Raw genomic sequence first — 17,656 nt, forward strand, 5'->3', positions numbered from 1 at the left:
TATCACTTATCTATTCAAAATATTATGTATATTAAAATAACCTACAAAAAAACGGCTATTCAAATGGCGTAATATCACCACTACCTTGACGAATAATATCAGGATAGTCATGGGTCAAGTCTATAACGGTTGTTGGTTGTTCACTAATATAGCCACCATGTACAATCGCATCAAGTTGATGACCAATTTTATCTTCTATCTCATCGGGATCGGATTGGGCCTGAGCATCATTGGGTAAAATTAATGTAGTTGTCATCAAGGGTTGACCTAATAATTCCAATAAAGTCAGATCTATTTTGTTATCAGGAATACGTAATCCAATCGTTTTACGTTTTTCATTCATTAATCGTCGTGGCACTTCTTTGCTTGCTTGTAAAATAAAAACATAACGACCTGGTGTATTATTTTTTAATAATCTAAATGTAGTATTATCCACAAAAGCGTATGATGAAAGTTCTGAAAGATCACGGCACATTAGCGTAAAATTGTGATGTTTATCTAACTGACGAATTTGACAAATACGATCTACACCATATTTATTATCTAACAAACAACCAAGTGAATAGCCAGAATCGGTCGGAAAAGCTATTACGCCACCATCATTCAATATTTTTACCACTTGCTCTAATAATCGGGTTTGTGGATTATCAGGATGAATATAAAAAGTTTGGCTCATAATGTTGTTTAATCCAATTTTATATTTAACATATCATTTTAGTTTAAATGATCACAATTAATAATTTTAACGATATTAGTCTGAAGTATCTTGTTATCAATTTTTATTTATAACACCCAATTATGCCAGATTGGCGTAACACTGCTTGGTAATGGTGTCGTTTTACCTAAATCAAGATAATTAACCAAATCATGAAAATCCGATCCTTGTGATGCAAGTAATCCAAATTCATTTGCGAGTTTAGCTAATAATTGTAGGTCACTTTGTGTTTGTCGGCTTTGCGAAACTTCCATTGCATCACCGCCAAATTGTTTAAAATCACTAAGCAAAAGTTTTAACTTAGTTAACGTTAAATCATAACGACTAGGGTGCGCAAGTACTGCTTGCCCACCCGCATTATGTATCGCTTTTACCGCTTGTTCAATCGTGCAACATTGCGAAGGCACATAAGCATAACCACTTTTGCCTAAATATTTTTTGAAGGCTCGATTCACATCTTTTACATAACCTTTAGCCACTAAAAAACGAGCAAAATGAGCACGTGAGACAATATCACCTTTAGCATATTCTTGAGCTTGTTCATAAGCATTTTCAATACCTACTTTAGCCAATTTATTACCAATAGCTTTTGCTCTATCTATGCGACCTTGCTCTTGGGTTAATAACAAAGCAGTTAATTGAGGATCTTCAATATCAATATTTAAGCCAACAATATGTATTTCATTATTTTTCCAGGCTGTTGATATTTCAACGCCACAAATTAATTTAACGGGTAATTTTTCATTTTCGATAGTATTTCTGGCTTCGGGTAACCCTTTAACGGTATCATGATCGGTGATTGCCAGCATACTAAGTTTATTATCAACAGCCCTTTTGACTAACTCAGCTGGTTTTAAAAGACCATCCGATGCAGTAGTGTGCGAATGTAAGTCAACGATCATTTTTTTCTCGATAATTATTTTTAAACGTGTAATATACCACACAATTTGTATGACCACTAAAAGGTATATTATGAAAGATCAAATTATGCTTGCTCAGCAAGATACATTAGCTATTATTGAGGAACTTTTAGATGATGGTAGCGATCCTCATGCACTGTATTTGATTGAACATCATATTTCGTCACAGAATTTTGATAATTTAGAAAAGGTTGCAGTAGAAGCTTACAAATTAGGCTATGAAGCAACCGATCCCGATGAAGATGTCGATGATGCGGGTAATTTAGTTATTGGCTTTGATATTATTGCAGAAAGCCCTCTTAATGCCGAACTTATTAACGCACAAATTGCTGAAATAATCACGCTAGCCAATCAATTTAAAGTCAATTATGACGGATGGGGTACCTATTATGAAGATGGTAGTGATGATGATTTTATTGAAGACGAATCTGCTGAGACCCTCCACTAATCATAAAAAATAGTAAACGACATTCTTATCCGCATATTTTACGGATAAGAATATTTACTGCATTAATGTTTATAATTCTTCGATACGACTCTTTCTTTTCTGATTTGGTGAAACACTACGCAAAAGAATTGTATCGTCATGATTAACCGAAACTGGACCTTGATAATGGTGCCACTGCTGTCCTTTATCAATTGAATATTCGATACTTAAACCTGGAAAAACAATATTTGCTATCAATTTACCATTTTCAATTTTTGCTCCAGGGACAGGTAGACGATAATCAACTAAAGCCGCATCTAATTTAGCTAGTTCTCGTTGCCCTAATAAATTGGCAAATTGGTTCCAATCATTAAAAAGTTTTTGCTGATCAACATAATGGCTTTCACCTTGTTGGAATTGGCGATCTTTTTGATAATTTGTTTCCCAATCGGCTTTATGCCATGCGCGTTCTGCAACACTGAGTAATCGAGGATAGGCCATATAAGCCATTTTCTCATCTGTGCGAATATTTTCAGTCCAGATTTGTGCTGATAATCCATATGCACCTGGCCAATCCATTGTACCCTTAGCTGCAAAAGTATCACCATTACGATCAAAAGAAGTTTCAGCATTTTGTGGCAAGTTATCTGGCGCAAAACTGAAAATTTTGCGTTCATCATTAAAACGAGCGGCCCAATAATACCCGCTTTCTTTTGGATTAACTTCGTAAGGCATATCTAAATAGATATAATCAGGATTAGACACAATCACTTTATAGCCTTTATTGGCAAATTCATTTACTGAATCATACCCACCCCAATACAAGTTATCCCAAAAATTGACAATCACTTCATCGGTGGCAAAGGAGTTGGCATTGGTGACAAATTTTACACCATCTTGCCAAACTTGCATGCGATTAATCCCATTGTCTTTAATGATTTTACTTACTTCGAGGGCAAAATAACTTGGTAAATGTTCAAAATTTTCAACTACGCCAGTATTGACAAAGGTTTGGCAGGCTTGTGATTTTGCCCATGGATGATCTTCAACACTTTGATCGATTAAACCTTTACCAGCCTCTTTTTGAGTGGCATTGATATCTTGGTAACCATTACCGAAATGAATGTTTTTTGCTTCATCACCACCAAAATGCCAGGTTGTAATAGGTTGTTTCGCTTCAACATGCATTTTAGCGATTTCACTAATGACTTTATTAACAAATTTTTTCGAAGAATCCAAACACGGGTTAAGATAACTTTGTCGATTATAAAATTGTACCGTTGTTGTATTTGATGTATCGGTTGGATCAACTAATCGATATTCATTAGCTTGTTGTTCTTGTCCTTCTTCCATTAGGCGTTGATATCTCACTTCCATCGACCTAATAGCGGCTCTAGCATGAGCAGGCATATCAATTTCTGGAATGACTTCAATAAAACGAGCATTGGCGTATTTTACTATCTCAATATAATCTGCTCGAGTAAAGTATCCACTGCCACTATTATTGCTATTTGGCCCCGATCCGAGTTGTGGTAATAAGCATTTTTTCTCACTCAAATCATGACAACGTTTACTACCCAAATTGGTCAGTTCAGGTAAACCTGGAATTTCAATTCGCCACCCCTCATCATCACTCAAATGGAAATGAAATTTATTCATTTTATATTTTGACATCGTATCAAGTAACTGTAATACCGCTTCTTTACTTTTGAAATTTCGACCGGTATCTAACATCATTCCACGATATTCAAATCGCGGGGCATCCTCAGCTGAAAGTACAGGGATAACTTGAGGATTATTGGCATGTAATACAGATAATATCGATTCTACACCATAAAAAATGCCACTTTGGTCAAAAGCTAAAATGGTTGCCCCTTCAGGGGTGATATCTAACTTATAACTCCCTTTTACCCCTTTCTCAAATGCACTTTTATCAATCGAAGCCTTGATGTTAAAGCCTTTATGACTAACAGGGATATTCAATACTTTAAAATGTTCATGTAATACCGATTCGCTCTCTTTTGCTAAACCATTAAGGACTAAATTAACACCATTTTCATTGAGTGCAACCATCTCCTTACCAACAGTAAGTTTCGATGGCGTCGGCAAAATCTGCCCTCTTAACAAGTCGGCATTAATAAGTTGTATATCGTTGTTATGTTGATAACGATTTTCAGGTGTCATTAAAATATTATGATCATTGGGGGATATTTTCCATTGTTCGCCTAAAGGTTCAACAAATGCCGATAGGTTGTCAGAATCGGTATCCGTATTAACAATCACTTTGGGTTCAGCATTTGACGAGGTGACATACCATCTAGGCATTACATCACTTTCACTAATTTGCCAATATTCACCAATGATAGGGATGTTCACAATAGCTTTCTCTGCAATGCCTTTGAATTTGTTAGTCGGTTCAAGCTTGTGCAAATCACCTGTAACATGGGTAATTTTAAATTGATCATTATTGACGGCTAATATCATCCGAATATTATGAAAATAGATTGCCCAATCTTTGTCAGTTATCGCAGGACCGGTGTTCTTAAGTGTTAACGTCACTTTGTTACAAGATGCCCAATCTGCACCCAATGCAGCACAATCTACACCATGATTTACAGCATTATTATCGACTATATGATAATTCAAGCGTAATTGTGAACTCATGGTATCGACAAGTTTTTGTGAAGCGTTAACTGATTGCGTAGCGCCCATACTGAATAATGATGCTATCGATGTAGCAATAATAGCTGATTTAAATTTTATCATGACAATTACCTATTTTTGTTTAGCATTGAAAATGGTGAAAGGGACAGTAACAATAAATTTGATATCGTGTTCATCTTGGAAGATATTACCGTATCCGCCCCCCCAGCTAGGGATATTGGTGTGATTGTTATATCTAGTATAATGAAGTTGTAAAGACGTATCTTTTATCCAACCATTTTGTACGGTATAACCTAAATCAAAATTGTAAGCTGATTCAATTAAACGTTTCTTCTGATTATACTGTTTGTCTTTGCTCGGTTTCGCATCCCAACCATAAGCATAAGACACACCTGCTTTCCAACCGGTTAAATAATGTGATAGATCGCCTAAATCATAAGTGACTTCAGTAAATATCGCCTTCTCACCATTGGCATTAAAGTCAGAACGTGAATTCCACCACACATCTAATCGACCATTTGAAGAAGCATAATCCGGCGTCATTCGCTGTAAAAAGAAGCCCTGTTCTCCTTTCGCTTTAACAACCACACCTTCAAGTCGTAGACCAACCGGCCCCATTTGATAACCTAAAGTAGCTGCTTGCAACCACGCCAAACCATCATAAACGTTTTTTCCTTTATGAGATTGATCTTTAGCACCATAAAATTGATAACTCATGGTAAGTGGATTATTAAATATATCGGTTTTATAGGAGGTTTTACCAAAAAATTGGTTCATATAATTTTGCGCTTGACCAAAAGCTGTTTCTAGCACCAAATCATTTTTAAAGTCATATTTCAAACCTGCTGAATGTAAATAATCAATTTTTTTTCCTTTGCCCCATTGTTTAAATTCATAAAGTCGTTTATACCAAGGCGCTTTGTATTTATCGGTCCACATATACGACATAGATAAAGCACCGACATCATCGAAATCAAGCGAAGTACCAAACTCCACACCTCGATAAGTACCGGGTAATAAACTCCAGTGTGGCGCCAATAATGTTTGACCTGAAGGTTGAATATACCCTGCTCTAAGCCAAAATTTGTCGTCGAGTTTAAAATTTACTAATGCTTTATAAAAACTCAGCCCACTGACATCTTTCTTCCAATCCTCATCCCATCGGGTATTGGCACCACTAAAACCAATTTCATTAGGGTGTCCATTGCCACCGTTACTGACTTCCCAAGCACCATAACCACCTAACTCAATTGCAAATCGATCAGCCATATAACCCGATTTAAAATCTAAATTTGTGTTAAAAGATGAGTGCCTAAGATTTTTTTCATATTTATGTTCTTCAATATTTTTTCTTTCTCGATCACGATTCCAAAAAAATACATTCCCTGTGAGCGATGAATCATCAACAAAGTTATTTTCATAAACGGCATATACAGGATTAATAATGTAACAAAAAGAAAAGAATAAAATATATTTTGTTAGAAGATGAAAACGGGATGGTATAATTGCAAGCATATTTAGATTCATGTTTGTTTCCCTAAAATTATTTTATTTATACAACAAGTCACAGCTCCACTTTAAAAATTTTTTTGCAAAAATAAATCACTAACTTATTCTTATATAAATGACAATTAACGCCTATTTTGACAAGCGGTTTATATCAGATAACAGATAAATAAGCATTTTTATGATGCATAAACATATTTTAGTTCGCAAATTAAATGATCTTAAATCGTGATCAAAATCACCAAAAAATAGAAATTACTGCTATTTTTATTGAATAAAAGCCGACTTTTTTCATATAAAAAAATAATTATTCAATCAGTCTTCAAAAACTAAATAGTAATGTGATAGGTAAGATAATAAATTAAATATATTGAATTATTATCAATATGAGCAATATTTAGAAAGTATCGAACAAAAAAAGAGAAATGATTAACATTTCTCTTTATTTGATTTGCAGGTAATAACAGATTTTTATCAGTATTAGTTTTCCGTATCGATTTCTTCAAAACTTTTTACTAACTCATCAATTGCTTTCATCTGTTTTAAAAATGGTTCTAGTTTTGCTAATGGTAACGCTGATGGGCCATCACATTTTGCATGACTAGGATCTGGATGAGATTCTAAAAATAACCCAGCAATACCAACAGCCATACCTGAACGAGCAAGCTCAGTCACTTGCCCCCGTCGACCGCCAGACGCTGCGCCCATTGGATCTCGACATTGTAAAGCATGGGTGACATCAAAAATAACAGGCGAACCATGACTGGCTTTTTTCATAATATTAAAACCCAGCATGTCGACAACTAAATTATCATAACCAAAACAGCTACCACGATCACAAAGAATAATTTGATCGTTACCGGCTTCTTCAAACTTTTCGACAATATTCCCCATTTGGCCTGGGCTTACAAATTGTGGTTTTTTAACATTTATCACCGCACCAGTTTTAGCCATTGCAACAACCAGATCTGTTTGTCTTGCTAAAAATGCAGGCAACTGAATTACATCAACCACATCAGCAACTGGCTGACATTGCGCTTCGGTGTGCACATCGGTAATCACTTTTATACCAAATTGTTTTTTTAGTTCTTCAAAAATTTTCAAGCCTTCTTCCAAACCTGGTCCACGATAAGAGTGTACTGAAGAACGATTTGCTTTATCAAAAGAAGCTTTGAAAATATAAGGGATTTTCAATTTATTTGTCACGGTAACATAATGTTCACAAATTTTCATGGCTAAATCACGTGATTCAAGGACATTCATACCACCAAATAACACAAATGGTAAATCATTAGCGACAGTAATATCACCAACTTTAACTCTTTTTTGTTGCTTCATAAAATATTCCTAGTTAAGGTTTGAACCATCGGCCAAGCGTAACTCTATCGTTACCACTATAGTCAGTGACGGTTTCGACTAATTGAAATCCATGTTGTTTGAAAATTGTCTGAACGGCCAAACCTTGTTTCCAGCCGTGTTCAATCAGCAACCAACCATATTGGTGAAGGTGTTTAGTTGCACCTTGTACAATTAATTTAATATCTGCCAACCCCTCATCTTCCGAAACCAGTGCTGTTCTTGGTTCATATCGCACATCACCATGTGACAAATGTATATCGGTTGGTTCGATGTAAGGCGGATTACTGGTAATCATTGAAAATTTACGATTCTTAATCGGCTTATACCAATTACCTTGTAAAAAATAAACGTTATTAACCCCAATTTGATTAGCATTTTCTTGAGCTAAAATTAATGCATCTTTATTTTTTTCTACTGCGGTAAATAAACAATCAGGGCGCTCTGTTGCCATCGCAATAGCAATAGCACCTGTACCTGTACCCAAGTCCAGAACTTCGCAAGGTATTTTAGATAAATACTCCAAACCTAATTCAACTAATTTTTCAGTGTCGGGTCTTGGAATCAATGTGGCATTTGAGACATGAAACTTTAAAGACCAAAATTCCTTTTCACCCGTGATATAGGCAATCGGTTCGCCAGCTTGACGTCTCTTAAGATATCCATCTAAGGCAATAAGCTCATCATCATTAAGTAATGTTTCGCTAAATGCCATTAAAAATGTGCGCGTTTTATGTGTAACAAAGCTTAATAAAATTTCAGCATCACGTTTAGGGCTCTCACTTTCAGTGAGCGTTTGTGATGCTGATTTTAACCATTCTAAATAAGTCATTCATCCTGTTCCGATAATGCCGCAAGCTGATCTGCTTGATACTCTTGAACGATTGGATCAATTAACATCTCTAATTTACCTTCCATCACTTCATCTAAGCGATAAATAGTCAGGTTAATACGGTGATCAGTAACTCGACCCTGCGGGTAATTATACGTTCTAATTCTATCAGAACGGTCACCTGAACCTAATAAATTACGTCTGGTTGAAGCCTCTTCTTGTTGTCGTTTACGCGTTTCAGCATCTTGAATACGTGCAGCTAATACAGACATCGCCTTAGCTTTATTTTTATGTTGCGAACGCTCATCTTGACACTCAACGACAATACCGGTTGGAATATGGGTAATACGAATAGCTGAATCAGTGGTATTAACGTGCTGACCACCAGCACCTGACGAACGATAAGTATCGATTTTTAAGTCAGCTGGGTTAATTTCTGGCATTTCCGCTTCTGGAATTTCAGGTAATACTGCAACCGTGCACGCTGAAGTATGAATTCGACCTTGAGATTCGGTTTCTGGTACACGTTGAACACGATGGCCTCCTGATTCAAATTTCAAATTACCATATACACCATCACCACTGACAAGCATAATCACTTCTTTATAACCACCATGTTCACCGTCGTTCGAGCTCATGATTTCAACTCGCCAATTTTTTGATTCAGCATAGCGAGTATACATTCTTGCCAAATCCCCAGCAAAAATGGCCGCTTCATCACCTCCAGTCCCTGCTCTAACTTCCACAAAGCAGTTGTAATCATCATTAGGGTCTTTAGGTAATAATAGAACTTGTAATTGTCTTTCTTGTTCTTCAACTTGACTTAATGCCTCATCGAGTTCTTCTTGAGCCATTTCACTCATTTCAGGATCTGACAACATCATTTTAGCAGTTTCAATGTTTTCTTGTGTTTGCTTCCAACTAGTAAAACACTTAACCACACCAGATAATTGAGAGTATTCTTTAGAAAGCGTACGAAAACGATTTTGATCGGCAATGACCGAAGCATCAGATAATAATGCTTGAACTTCTTCATAGCGCTCTTGCAGGGTTTCTAACTTGCTGATAATTGAAGATTTCATAAAAAGTATAATTTTAACGATAAATAATTAAATTTGCTGGGCATTATATACTTAATTGTATGCAAAATACAGTTTCAGCTTGCTGTCTGCTTAGTTAAATAACCTTGATAAAAAACCGAAAAAATTAATCCATAAAAAATCAATCTACTAAAGATGTTGCACATGTCACATAAATCGCTTTTTCAAGTTTTAAAAAATTGAATCACCTCATAACATATAAATGTAAGCGTTATCATTTATTTTTCAATCATTAAAAATAACAACAAATAAATCATATAAAAATTAAATGTTATCGCATACATAAACCAATTTTAAATCATTTAAGGAGTCGCTATCATGAAAAAATTTTTCGCATTAAGTTTATTGGGATTAAGTTCTATCGCCAATGCTGCAATTCAATGGGATACACCACAAGGACAATTAAAATTGTTTGGTGATGTTGAATTCAATACCGATGCTGCAAGCAGCAAACAACAACTAAGCTCATTAAAACAGACCGCTGATAAGAAAAACCAACCTGCCGACAAAGATCGCTGGGATATCAATGGGCGAATTTTGATTGGTCTAGATGGTTATCGAGAAATCAACCATTCTAATTATGCTGGTTTTACAGTACAACCTCTTGCTGATTTAAGTGGTGATATGAACCTTGATGATGCAGCTTTTTACTTTGGTCAAAAAGAGGAGTGGAATATTAAGATTGGCCGTTACGAAGCTTATGACATGTTTCCACTGGGTCAAGACACGTTTATCGAATATTCAGGCAATACCGCCAATGATCTTTATGAAGACGGTTTTGGATATATTTATATGATGAAAGAAGGTCGAGGCAGAAGCAAAAATGGTGGCAGTATTCAATTAAATAAACCCTTCTTAAATAATTTTAATTTCGAATTAAATGGATTAATTAACAATGGTGAAAAGATGTTCAACAAATCAACTTATCATGGCTATAACATCGACAAAAAGAAAAATGTTGCGTATGTTCGCCCTGTTTTATCTTGGAAAAATGATAGTGTATCAACAGCAATAGCCGCCGAAACCAATGTTGTTAAAAATGCTTATGGTTACTATGACAATGATGAAAAATTTCGTGATCAATCTAGTAGAACAGGATATGGCGCAACATTATCATGGAATAGCGAAGGTGACTGAAATGCATCAAATAAAGGACTTAAAATCAATACTAGTTTTGCATATATGAATGCCAAAGATGAAAAAGATATGACTATAGGTACCAATCTAGTTTGGGAACAAATTGGATTTGGGTACATTTTTGCCAATAATGATATTAAAAAATTTAACCCAGAAAATCGTATCAAAGACGGTCATATCAATAATAAAGGAAAATATAAAATTCATACAGTCAATGCTTCTTATTTAATTAATAACGTATTAGATATGGACAACTTTAATATTTATTTAGGCACCTATTACTCACTATTGGATAGAAGTAAATCTCATGGTGATAATACCGATGACCGCTATGGCGCACGTGTTAGATTCAAATACTTCTATTAATTAGTAATAAAAGCCAGTTCAGTTATTTAATTTACTGGCTTATATTTATCAGTTTGCAAGTTTTTGTATCAAGTGTATAGTTAGCCACTATTACTTAATGGTATCAACACCAATTATTTATGCTAATGGTAAAAACGATGAAACAAACAGTATGGAAACTCGAAAATGCGATTAAAAATTTTGATTGGGGTAGCCTTGATCAGATAACAAAAGTGTTGGGAATCAGCAATTCTACCCAAAAACCAATTGCAGAAATTTGGATGGGTGCACACCCAATGGGATGTTCACAGGCCATTGATAGTGATAATCATAAAGTAAAACTTGATGAATTGATCAATAATAATCCGCAAGCTATTTTAGGCGAGGATACATACAAAAAATTTGCTGGGTTACCTTATCTTTTTAAAATTCTTTCCGCAAATAAAGCCTTATCAATCCAAGTTCATCCAACAAAAACCGCAGCTGAATGTGGTTTTGAAAAAGAAAATGAACTTGGTATTGCCTTAGATGATCCTAAACGTAATTATAAAGATCCAAATCATAAACCAGAATTAATTTACGCCTTAACCCCCTTTAAAGCGATGCGATCATTTCGCCCTATTTCTGAAATTCTAAATTTGTTTGGTCAAATAAGTGTTACAACCTTGAGCAAGGAAATTGCACAATTACAAAATAATCCGAATGAACAACAATTAAAACTGTTTTTTCAAACATTGCTAACACTATCGTCAGAAAGAAAACATCAAGCTATTAAGCAATTATTAACTAATATTGCATCATTTTATAATGAACCTTATGCAACCATTAAAGATCTTGCTAACGATTACCCGAATGATATCGGAATATTTATGCCATTAATTTTAAATGTTATTGAACTACAACCCGGGCAAGCTATGTTTTTAGACGCACAAACACCTCATGCTTATATCAAAGGAACAGGGCTTGAAGTAATGGCAAACTCAGATAATGTACTTAGAGCAGGCTTAACCCATAAATATATTGATATTGAACAATTAATTCAAAATACAAATTTTGATAGTCTTACTTTGAATAACCTATTGATAAAACCAATAATCAATGCTAATAAAATATCTTTCCCAGTTCCAGTTGACGATTTTAATTTCGAAATTATATACAGTAATGATCAACAACAAGAACAAAAGGTAACTAGCGCACAAATAGTATTATGCCTTGAAGGAAAGATTTGCTTGACCACAGAATTTGAATCAGTAGTCCTCAGCAAAGGAGAATCAGCTTTTATTGCTTATCAAGCTAAAGAGTATTGTTATACAGGAGAAGGGATTTTAGCTAAAGTATCTAATTAGTATAAAAATTTGCCTTAATTACAGATAATCAATCCATCTTTATCCATTGCTAATTTGGTGGTAATCGAGTCTTTATGACTGTTTTAATACGCCGTTAGAACATCTAGTCCTTCCGTACCGCCACTTATCAATACATGGGGCACCTTAAAGTCCGCTTTGTTTTCTATATCACTAAAACTGATGGTGCCGGTACCTAACCGGTTTTTGGGATTTATCCACAGTGGATGCTATTCGGTTTTATACCGTCGGTTACGTGCCACAAGGCACAAAACCTAACCCCTGACCACAACTGACCATCAAAGGCAGGTAGCTGGAGCAATTCGGTTTTTATGTCGGCTGCCCGTCGTGATTAAAGTTGAGCAGAACAAGCTGATTATTGAACTTGCAATGCTGATCTAAAAAGAGATAAAAGCTCCCCGCTTAACCAGAGAGGGGCTTTTATTTATGCGGTAACAAGATCCTGTTTTGCTTCATTTAAAATATTAATAAATTCATCAAGTGGAAATTTTGGTGTTACCTGTTTTGCTAGTATTCTGGAGTCAAAGAAAAACTCTATTTCTATATTAGAAATACCTTTGTCTTTATTTAATTGGCAAAGTATTTGTCCTTTGTAGGATATTTCAATAGTTATTTCTTCATACTTATTATCACTAAAAAAATCAATTTCAAAATCAGTACTCATAATTAGTCATTCCCTTATCAGTTATTTCTTTTTTGGATCTAAAAAACCAGAAAAAGAACCATCAGCGTTATAGCGGATTCCTTGGCCGTTAGGTAATCTATATTCAACGCCACCACGAGATAATTCTGTTCTAATCGTATTAGGGTTTTCTAATACTCCCTTAACAAATTCACTAGCTGCCGCATTCTTTTGAGTAACATTACCTTTCAATGGATCAAATGTTCCGCCTTGTCTACCTGAATGTTTTTCCCAAGCTCTAGCCGCCTCAGATAATCCTTGAGCGTTTACTGGCTTATTGGCGGAGTTAATTAATTCATTGATGTTTAAATTATTAGCAGCCTGTCCTGTCGTACTCGACGTCCCCTTTCCGGCATTAATTTGTTTAATGATAGTATTATTTGCTCTATCATAAACAATTTTATAAGCCCCGTTTTCACTAAGAGTCGTTCTTATTTCATTTAATAGGGCTGATGGATTTTCTATTAGGTTATTTTTATATAATTCCATTATTGCGGCAAGGTCATTTAATTCAGCCTTACTTAATGAATTAGCAAATACGCTAGCAGTCATCCCCAAACCTGCCGCTGGATTACCTTCAAATCCAACCGTTTCGATTAACCACGTTGCTACATTATTAGCACACAAGATTGGATTTGCTGAACAAGAAACAATGTGCTGCGATGAGGATCACGGATATAAAAAATCCCAGTTTTTACGCTGGGATCTTAATTATTTGCCAAAGATCTTAATTCCTAAACGACGACACTCCAAATACCACATAGCGATTCCTGCAGGAATACCAAAAGGAACTATTTTTAAAGCTAGATAAAAGTCATCTATATTAAATATAAAGTTACCATATTTAATATAAATAAGTGTTGATATTATTAATTCAATTATAATAGTACAGCAAAAAAACATAAAAGGAGTTGCTATTACTAAAAATAATAAAGCATTATATTTTCTATTTTTTCTCATTTTCAGTCTTTTTCAACTTAATATTAATGACTTTTTGTGTAATTTCACTTAGCCCTGAATCAAGCGCACTTCCACTAATAGCAGGAACTGAACTTTGTGCTGCAGGTTTAGTTATTGTCCAAATACCTATAGGTACCCATTCATATTGTTTTGAAACTGGATTAAATACTTTCTGCAATGAGCCTTTTAACAATTTACCGCCGAAATATCCAACGCCAGAACTTATTGTGCCTATTGCTGCGCCAACTAATGGATCTTTTCCCTCTAAATAACTTGATGTTGCTCCTCCTGCCGCATTCCAACCAACAGTTCCCAAAAAACCGGTTCCGATTCCGCCAGTAATAGCTCCAACACCAGTCGAAATTCCGACATCAGTCCAAGAAATACTACCGTCTTTATTCAATACATATTGCATCCCAGCATTAATAGCACCACTTAATGATCCACCAATAATGGCGCTTTCTGGTAATACTGGTGCAGCGAATAAACTACCTAATCCAATCAATGCAGCTTGACCTTTATCAACAATAATACCATTGGCATATTCAGCTGCTTTCTTTTCATCTCCATTGAAAAGTAATAAACCATCTTTGTAATCTTTTTCATGCTCATCCATCACTTGTTGAGCCATAAAATTATTCTCAACCGAATTCTTACCGGCAGCAATAGCTGTGCCGGCATCACCCACATCTCCCCCTGCAACGGCAATAGCCAGTCCGGTAGCCAGTTGAGCCAGTGCGCTGATAGTGCGTTTATCTTCTTCAGTTAGGTCTTTTACATCCTTGCCGTAAAGTTGTTTACGAATGATATCCGCTGCCAGTTCACCTCCAACAGCACCTGCACCACCAACAAGCCCTGAGTTGCCTTGTAACTCCGCAACCAATCTGCTAATCACAACAACTCGACACTAAGAGGTAGTTATTTTAACTAAGGTCTATTCTAAACCAAAAACAGCGCTGCTAAAGATGAACCACCTATTACACCGTTGGGGATCGCTCTAACGTTGGTAGGGGGATTCCCCCCCTTAATTTACCATTAAAGACAACCGGCTAAATGAACTCGGATTCACCACAGGCCAATCCGTCACCATTACCGCTAAAAATGGCGCTAACTTGAGAAGTAGATCGCATTGTTGATAAATGATTAATTTAGTTCTGCGATGGGAATCGCAGAACTGGGAAAATAGCTTGCCAAAATAAATCAGTTTGTATAAATCTCTTTCATAATTTTATCTAAATATTCCCTGCTTTCCTTTTTTGCTCTACCTTTCCCTTGTATTGACTTTTTATATTCATCGACAGTTATTATTGAATTCTTCGTTATTAACTGATTTATCCTTGATACATCAAAGTTAATAACATATTTTCCATTGACTAAGTAAGTATATATATCCTCAAATTGATCTATTCCAGCCCCAAGAATATAAGCCGAATCTAAAACCCCAAATTCTTGTTTAAAAAAAGGATAAATCTTTTCTTTTTCCAGTTCCTGATCAACTAACATTTTTTGAGTTAGTTCGTTTTTATCTATCATCATGGCAGTATTCTCCCTGGTGTTGCTGTAATCAAATTACCCGATCTATCAGTCAATATTGTTATGGTATTAGTTGGTCTACCAGTAAACTTGTCAACCCCAATATTTTTATCTAATGTTATTACTCGTTCATAAATTTTTTGTTCAACATTAGTTCCTTTGATAGTAGAAATTCGAGTATTACTAATTGGAACATTCCTAACTTGATTACTTCCTATAATTGTTTTCGCCTCTTCTTCACTAATTGTAAATTGGCTAGCATTACTATTACCATAAAAATGTCTAGCAACAACATGACTCCATCCTTTATTATCATTTATGCTACCATTTTGAATATTAATACGAGATTGAACAATAGGATTTTCCAAATCGGCTTTATCTATAACTTTATCAGCGCCATTTGAAACTTTATAGCCATTAGATGTTGTCTGGGACTTATCTTCACTTGCTGATGATTTATCTTTATTATTATGATCATCATCTGGTGGTAATCCTGGTGCGCCACCTATTACTGAACCAGTAACTGGATTATTAATTTCTGGTTCATTATTTGATGAGCCATCATCTTTTATAAGAGCACCATCTCTTCCCGTCGTCAACCATTCATTAAATGAATCTTTAACACCATCTAATGCACCTGTTTCTTCTGCTAAAATTGCACTTCCTACCAGTGCCCCACCAACAATTGCACCGCCACCACCCGTCATTGTCATCTCACCCGGGCGTAATTTGCAGGTGGCTTCAACACACAAATAGTTATTCTCAACCGCATTTTTACCGGCAGCAATAGCTGTGCCGGCATCACCCACATTTCCCCCAGCAACGGCAATAGCCAGTCCGGTGGCCAGTTGGGCGAGTGCACTGATGTTTTGTTTTTCTGCTTCGGTTAATTCGTTGTCGTTCTTATCCCCATAGAATGTTTTTCGAATGACTTGTGCTGCCAGTTCATCGGTCACCACACTCACTACGGCAAACACCCAGTTCTATATCTAAAAGGTAATTGGCTAGAACAAACTGGTTTTACAACCGGACAAAGCGTCACCATTACCACTACCACTAAAAAAGGTAAGTTAATTGTCAAGTTTGCGAAGTAGATCGCATTGTTGGTAAATGATTAGTTCTGTTCTGCGATAGAGATCGCAGAACTAGGAATAGATCTCCTTATTGTCCAAAGTTTTTCCAAGCAATGGCATGTTTTTTTGATTCCGTTCCTAAATGACTTTCAATTTTATTCCATAATTCAGGATTACCATCAGATACATTTACTAACGCTTCAACTAACCCTGTTGCTACTGCTGTTGCCAAATATTCATTATCAGAATTTATTCCGGACTCTATATGAGAAAATATTTCAATTTGTTTTTTATAATCAAATAAAAATACGTTATTTGCTATAACTTTTCCTATTTTAGAAAAAAGGAATATATATGGAGGATCTTCATCATTCTCCCATTCATGATCAAATTCATTTAATAAAATTTGTATTTCATCGGATAATACAAAAAAAAGACTAAGATATTCTTTAAGATTTTTGTTCACTATTTCCCCCTAAGAGCATTTTGTAAATCTCTCAATACATTTTCAGCCGCAGCCCTATCAGCAGAAGATGCTGTCGGATTACGTTTTAGCCAAGATTCTAATGCTTTTACATAGTTTTTCGCTTTCTCTAAGTGTAATTTTCCACCTACATTTTGACCTGTTGCGGCTTCATATCTCACCGCATCAGCAGTGCTACCACTTCCTATTTTTGCATTAGGTCGATATAAATCATCCATAATATTTTTAAGTTCAGAATCTTTTACATCTGGTTTTTCCATTTTAGCACGTAATTCATCCTTATAATCTTCATGCTGTATCCGATCTCTAGGATCTCTATTGCTCTTAGAACTATCCTTTTCTTGATCTTTCTTATCATCATCGTCACTATTATTGTCATCATCAGGCGGTAATCCCGGATCGCCGCCTACCGCAACACTCCCTGAACCAGTGACTGGATTATTAATTTCTGGTTCATTATTTGATGAGCCATCATCTTTTATAAGAGCACCATCTCTTCCCGTCGTCAACCATTCATTAAATGAATCTTTAACACCATCTAATGCACCTGTTTCTTCT

At 35.5% G+C, this 17,656-nt stretch carries 17 protein-coding genes and 2 pseudogenes; 4 read left to right on the forward strand and 15 right to left on the reverse strand.

Translation table 11 applies throughout. The annotated features are described in order from the left end of the window. Nucleotides 1-55 precede the first annotated feature (55 nt). Nucleotides 56-676, reverse strand: coding sequence for an L-threonylcarbamoyladenylate synthase (locus A9G09_RS12365; protein WP_065635135.1), 621 nt, complete (start codon nt 674-676; stop codon nt 56-58). A gap of 107 nt (nt 677-783) precedes the next feature. After that, nucleotides 784-1,617, reverse strand: a complete 834-nt coding sequence (locus A9G09_RS12370) for a PHP domain-containing protein (RefSeq protein WP_065635136.1) — start codon at nt 1,615-1,617, stop codon at nt 784-786. A 70-nt stretch (nt 1,618-1,687) separates the two neighbouring features. Between A9G09_RS12370 and rraB the strand changes: the two genes are divergently transcribed. Beyond that, on the forward strand, nt 1,688-2,083 hold the full coding sequence (gene rraB, locus A9G09_RS12375) for a ribonuclease E inhibitor RraB (protein ID WP_065635137.1): 396 nt from the start codon (nt 1,688-1,690) through the stop codon (nt 2,081-2,083). 69 nt (nt 2,084-2,152) lie between these two features. Here the strand turns inward: rraB and A9G09_RS12380 are convergent, their stop codons facing one another. The 5 genes from A9G09_RS12380 to prfA form a co-directional block, all read right to left on the reverse strand. After that, nucleotides 2,153-4,828: a beta-N-acetylhexosaminidase gene (locus A9G09_RS12380; protein WP_065635138.1), complete on the reverse strand. Its 2,676-nt coding sequence runs from the start codon at nt 4,826-4,828 to the stop codon at nt 2,153-2,155. Between the two features lie 9 nt (nt 4,829-4,837). Then, complete coding sequence (locus tag A9G09_RS12385; protein ID WP_176700993.1) at nt 4,838-6,253, reverse strand: OprD family outer membrane porin; 1,416 nt, start codon at nt 6,251-6,253, stop codon at nt 4,838-4,840. Nucleotides 6,254-6,712: 459 nt separating this feature from the next. Further along, entirely contained in the window at nt 6,713-7,570 is an 858-nt protein-coding gene (gene kdsA, locus A9G09_RS12390; RefSeq protein WP_065635139.1) for a 3-deoxy-8-phosphooctulonate synthase, read from the reverse strand. A 13-nt stretch (nt 7,571-7,583) separates the two neighbouring features. Then, complete coding sequence (gene prmC, locus A9G09_RS12395) at nt 7,584-8,420, reverse strand: peptide chain release factor N(5)-glutamine methyltransferase (RefSeq protein WP_065635140.1); 837 nt, start codon at nt 8,418-8,420, stop codon at nt 7,584-7,586. Next, nucleotides 8,417-9,502, reverse strand: coding sequence for a peptide chain release factor 1 (gene prfA / locus A9G09_RS12400; RefSeq protein WP_065635141.1), 1,086 nt, complete (start codon nt 9,500-9,502; stop codon nt 8,417-8,419). The genes prmC and prfA overlap by 4 nt, the downstream gene beginning before the upstream one ends. Nucleotides 9,503-9,838: 336 nt before the next feature. Here prfA and A9G09_RS12405 point away from each other — a divergent pair. Continuing rightward, nucleotides 9,839-11,023 (forward strand): annotated as a pseudogene (locus A9G09_RS12405) (carbohydrate porin). Nucleotides 11,024-11,160: 137 nt separating this feature from the next. Next, nucleotides 11,161-12,348: a mannose-6-phosphate isomerase, class I gene (gene manA, locus A9G09_RS12410; RefSeq protein WP_065635142.1), complete on the forward strand. Its 1,188-nt coding sequence runs from the start codon at nt 11,161-11,163 to the stop codon at nt 12,346-12,348. Between the two features lie 442 nt (nt 12,349-12,790). On the opposite strand, the gene A9G09_RS12415 is transcribed toward manA, so the two are convergent. From A9G09_RS12415 to A9G09_RS13050, 6 genes are all read right to left on the reverse strand, one after another. Continuing rightward, a complete protein-coding gene (locus A9G09_RS12415; RefSeq protein ID WP_065635143.1) occupies nt 12,791-13,030 on the reverse strand; it encodes a hypothetical protein in 240 nt (79 codons plus the stop codon). 21 nt (nt 13,031-13,051) lie between these two features. Further along, on the reverse strand, nt 13,052-13,600 hold the full coding sequence (locus A9G09_RS12800; protein WP_218056927.1) for a hypothetical protein: 549 nt from the start codon (nt 13,598-13,600) through the stop codon (nt 13,052-13,054). Between the two features lie 159 nt (nt 13,601-13,759). After that, nucleotides 13,760-14,008 carry a hypothetical protein gene (locus A9G09_RS12425; RefSeq protein ID WP_065635144.1) on the reverse strand — a complete coding sequence of 83 codons (249 nt, stop codon included), beginning with the start codon at nt 14,006-14,008 and terminating at the stop codon, nt 13,760-13,762. After that, a complete protein-coding gene (locus A9G09_RS12430) occupies nt 13,995-14,903 on the reverse strand; it encodes a VENN motif pre-toxin domain-containing protein (protein WP_065635145.1) in 909 nt (302 codons plus the stop codon). Before A9G09_RS12430 ends, A9G09_RS12425 begins: the two co-directional genes overlap by 14 nt. Nucleotides 14,904-15,208: 305 nt before the next feature. Then, entirely contained in the window at nt 15,209-15,544 is a 336-nt protein-coding gene (locus tag A9G09_RS12435) for a hypothetical protein (RefSeq protein ID WP_218056928.1), read from the reverse strand. Next, nucleotides 15,541-16,506 (reverse strand): VENN motif pre-toxin domain-containing protein, encoded by a 966-nt coding sequence (locus A9G09_RS13050; protein WP_065635146.1) that lies wholly within the window; start codon nt 16,504-16,506, stop codon nt 15,541-15,543. Before A9G09_RS13050 ends, A9G09_RS12435 begins: the two co-directional genes overlap by 4 nt. Here A9G09_RS13050 and A9G09_RS13280 point away from each other — a divergent pair. Then, nucleotides 16,474-16,635 (forward strand): SymE family type I addiction module toxin, encoded by a 162-nt coding sequence (locus A9G09_RS13280; protein ID WP_176700933.1) that lies wholly within the window; start codon nt 16,474-16,476, stop codon nt 16,633-16,635. The genes A9G09_RS13050 and A9G09_RS13280 overlap by 33 nt on opposite strands. A gap of 67 nt (nt 16,636-16,702) precedes the next feature. On the opposite strand, the gene A9G09_RS12445 is transcribed toward A9G09_RS13280, so the two are convergent. Then, nucleotides 16,703-17,080 (reverse strand): hypothetical protein, encoded by a 378-nt coding sequence (locus A9G09_RS12445; protein ID WP_065633244.1) that lies wholly within the window; start codon nt 17,078-17,080, stop codon nt 16,703-16,705. Further along, nucleotides 17,080-17,656: pseudogene (locus A9G09_RS13055) on the reverse strand (hypothetical protein); the annotation flags it as partial. The gene A9G09_RS12445 and the pseudogene A9G09_RS13055, both read right to left, overlap by 1 nt.

It is taken from the genome of Gilliamella sp. wkB292, from assembly GCF_001690235.1.
Classification (GTDB): Bacteria; Pseudomonadota; Gammaproteobacteria; order Enterobacterales; family Orbaceae; genus Gilliamella; species Gilliamella apicola_F.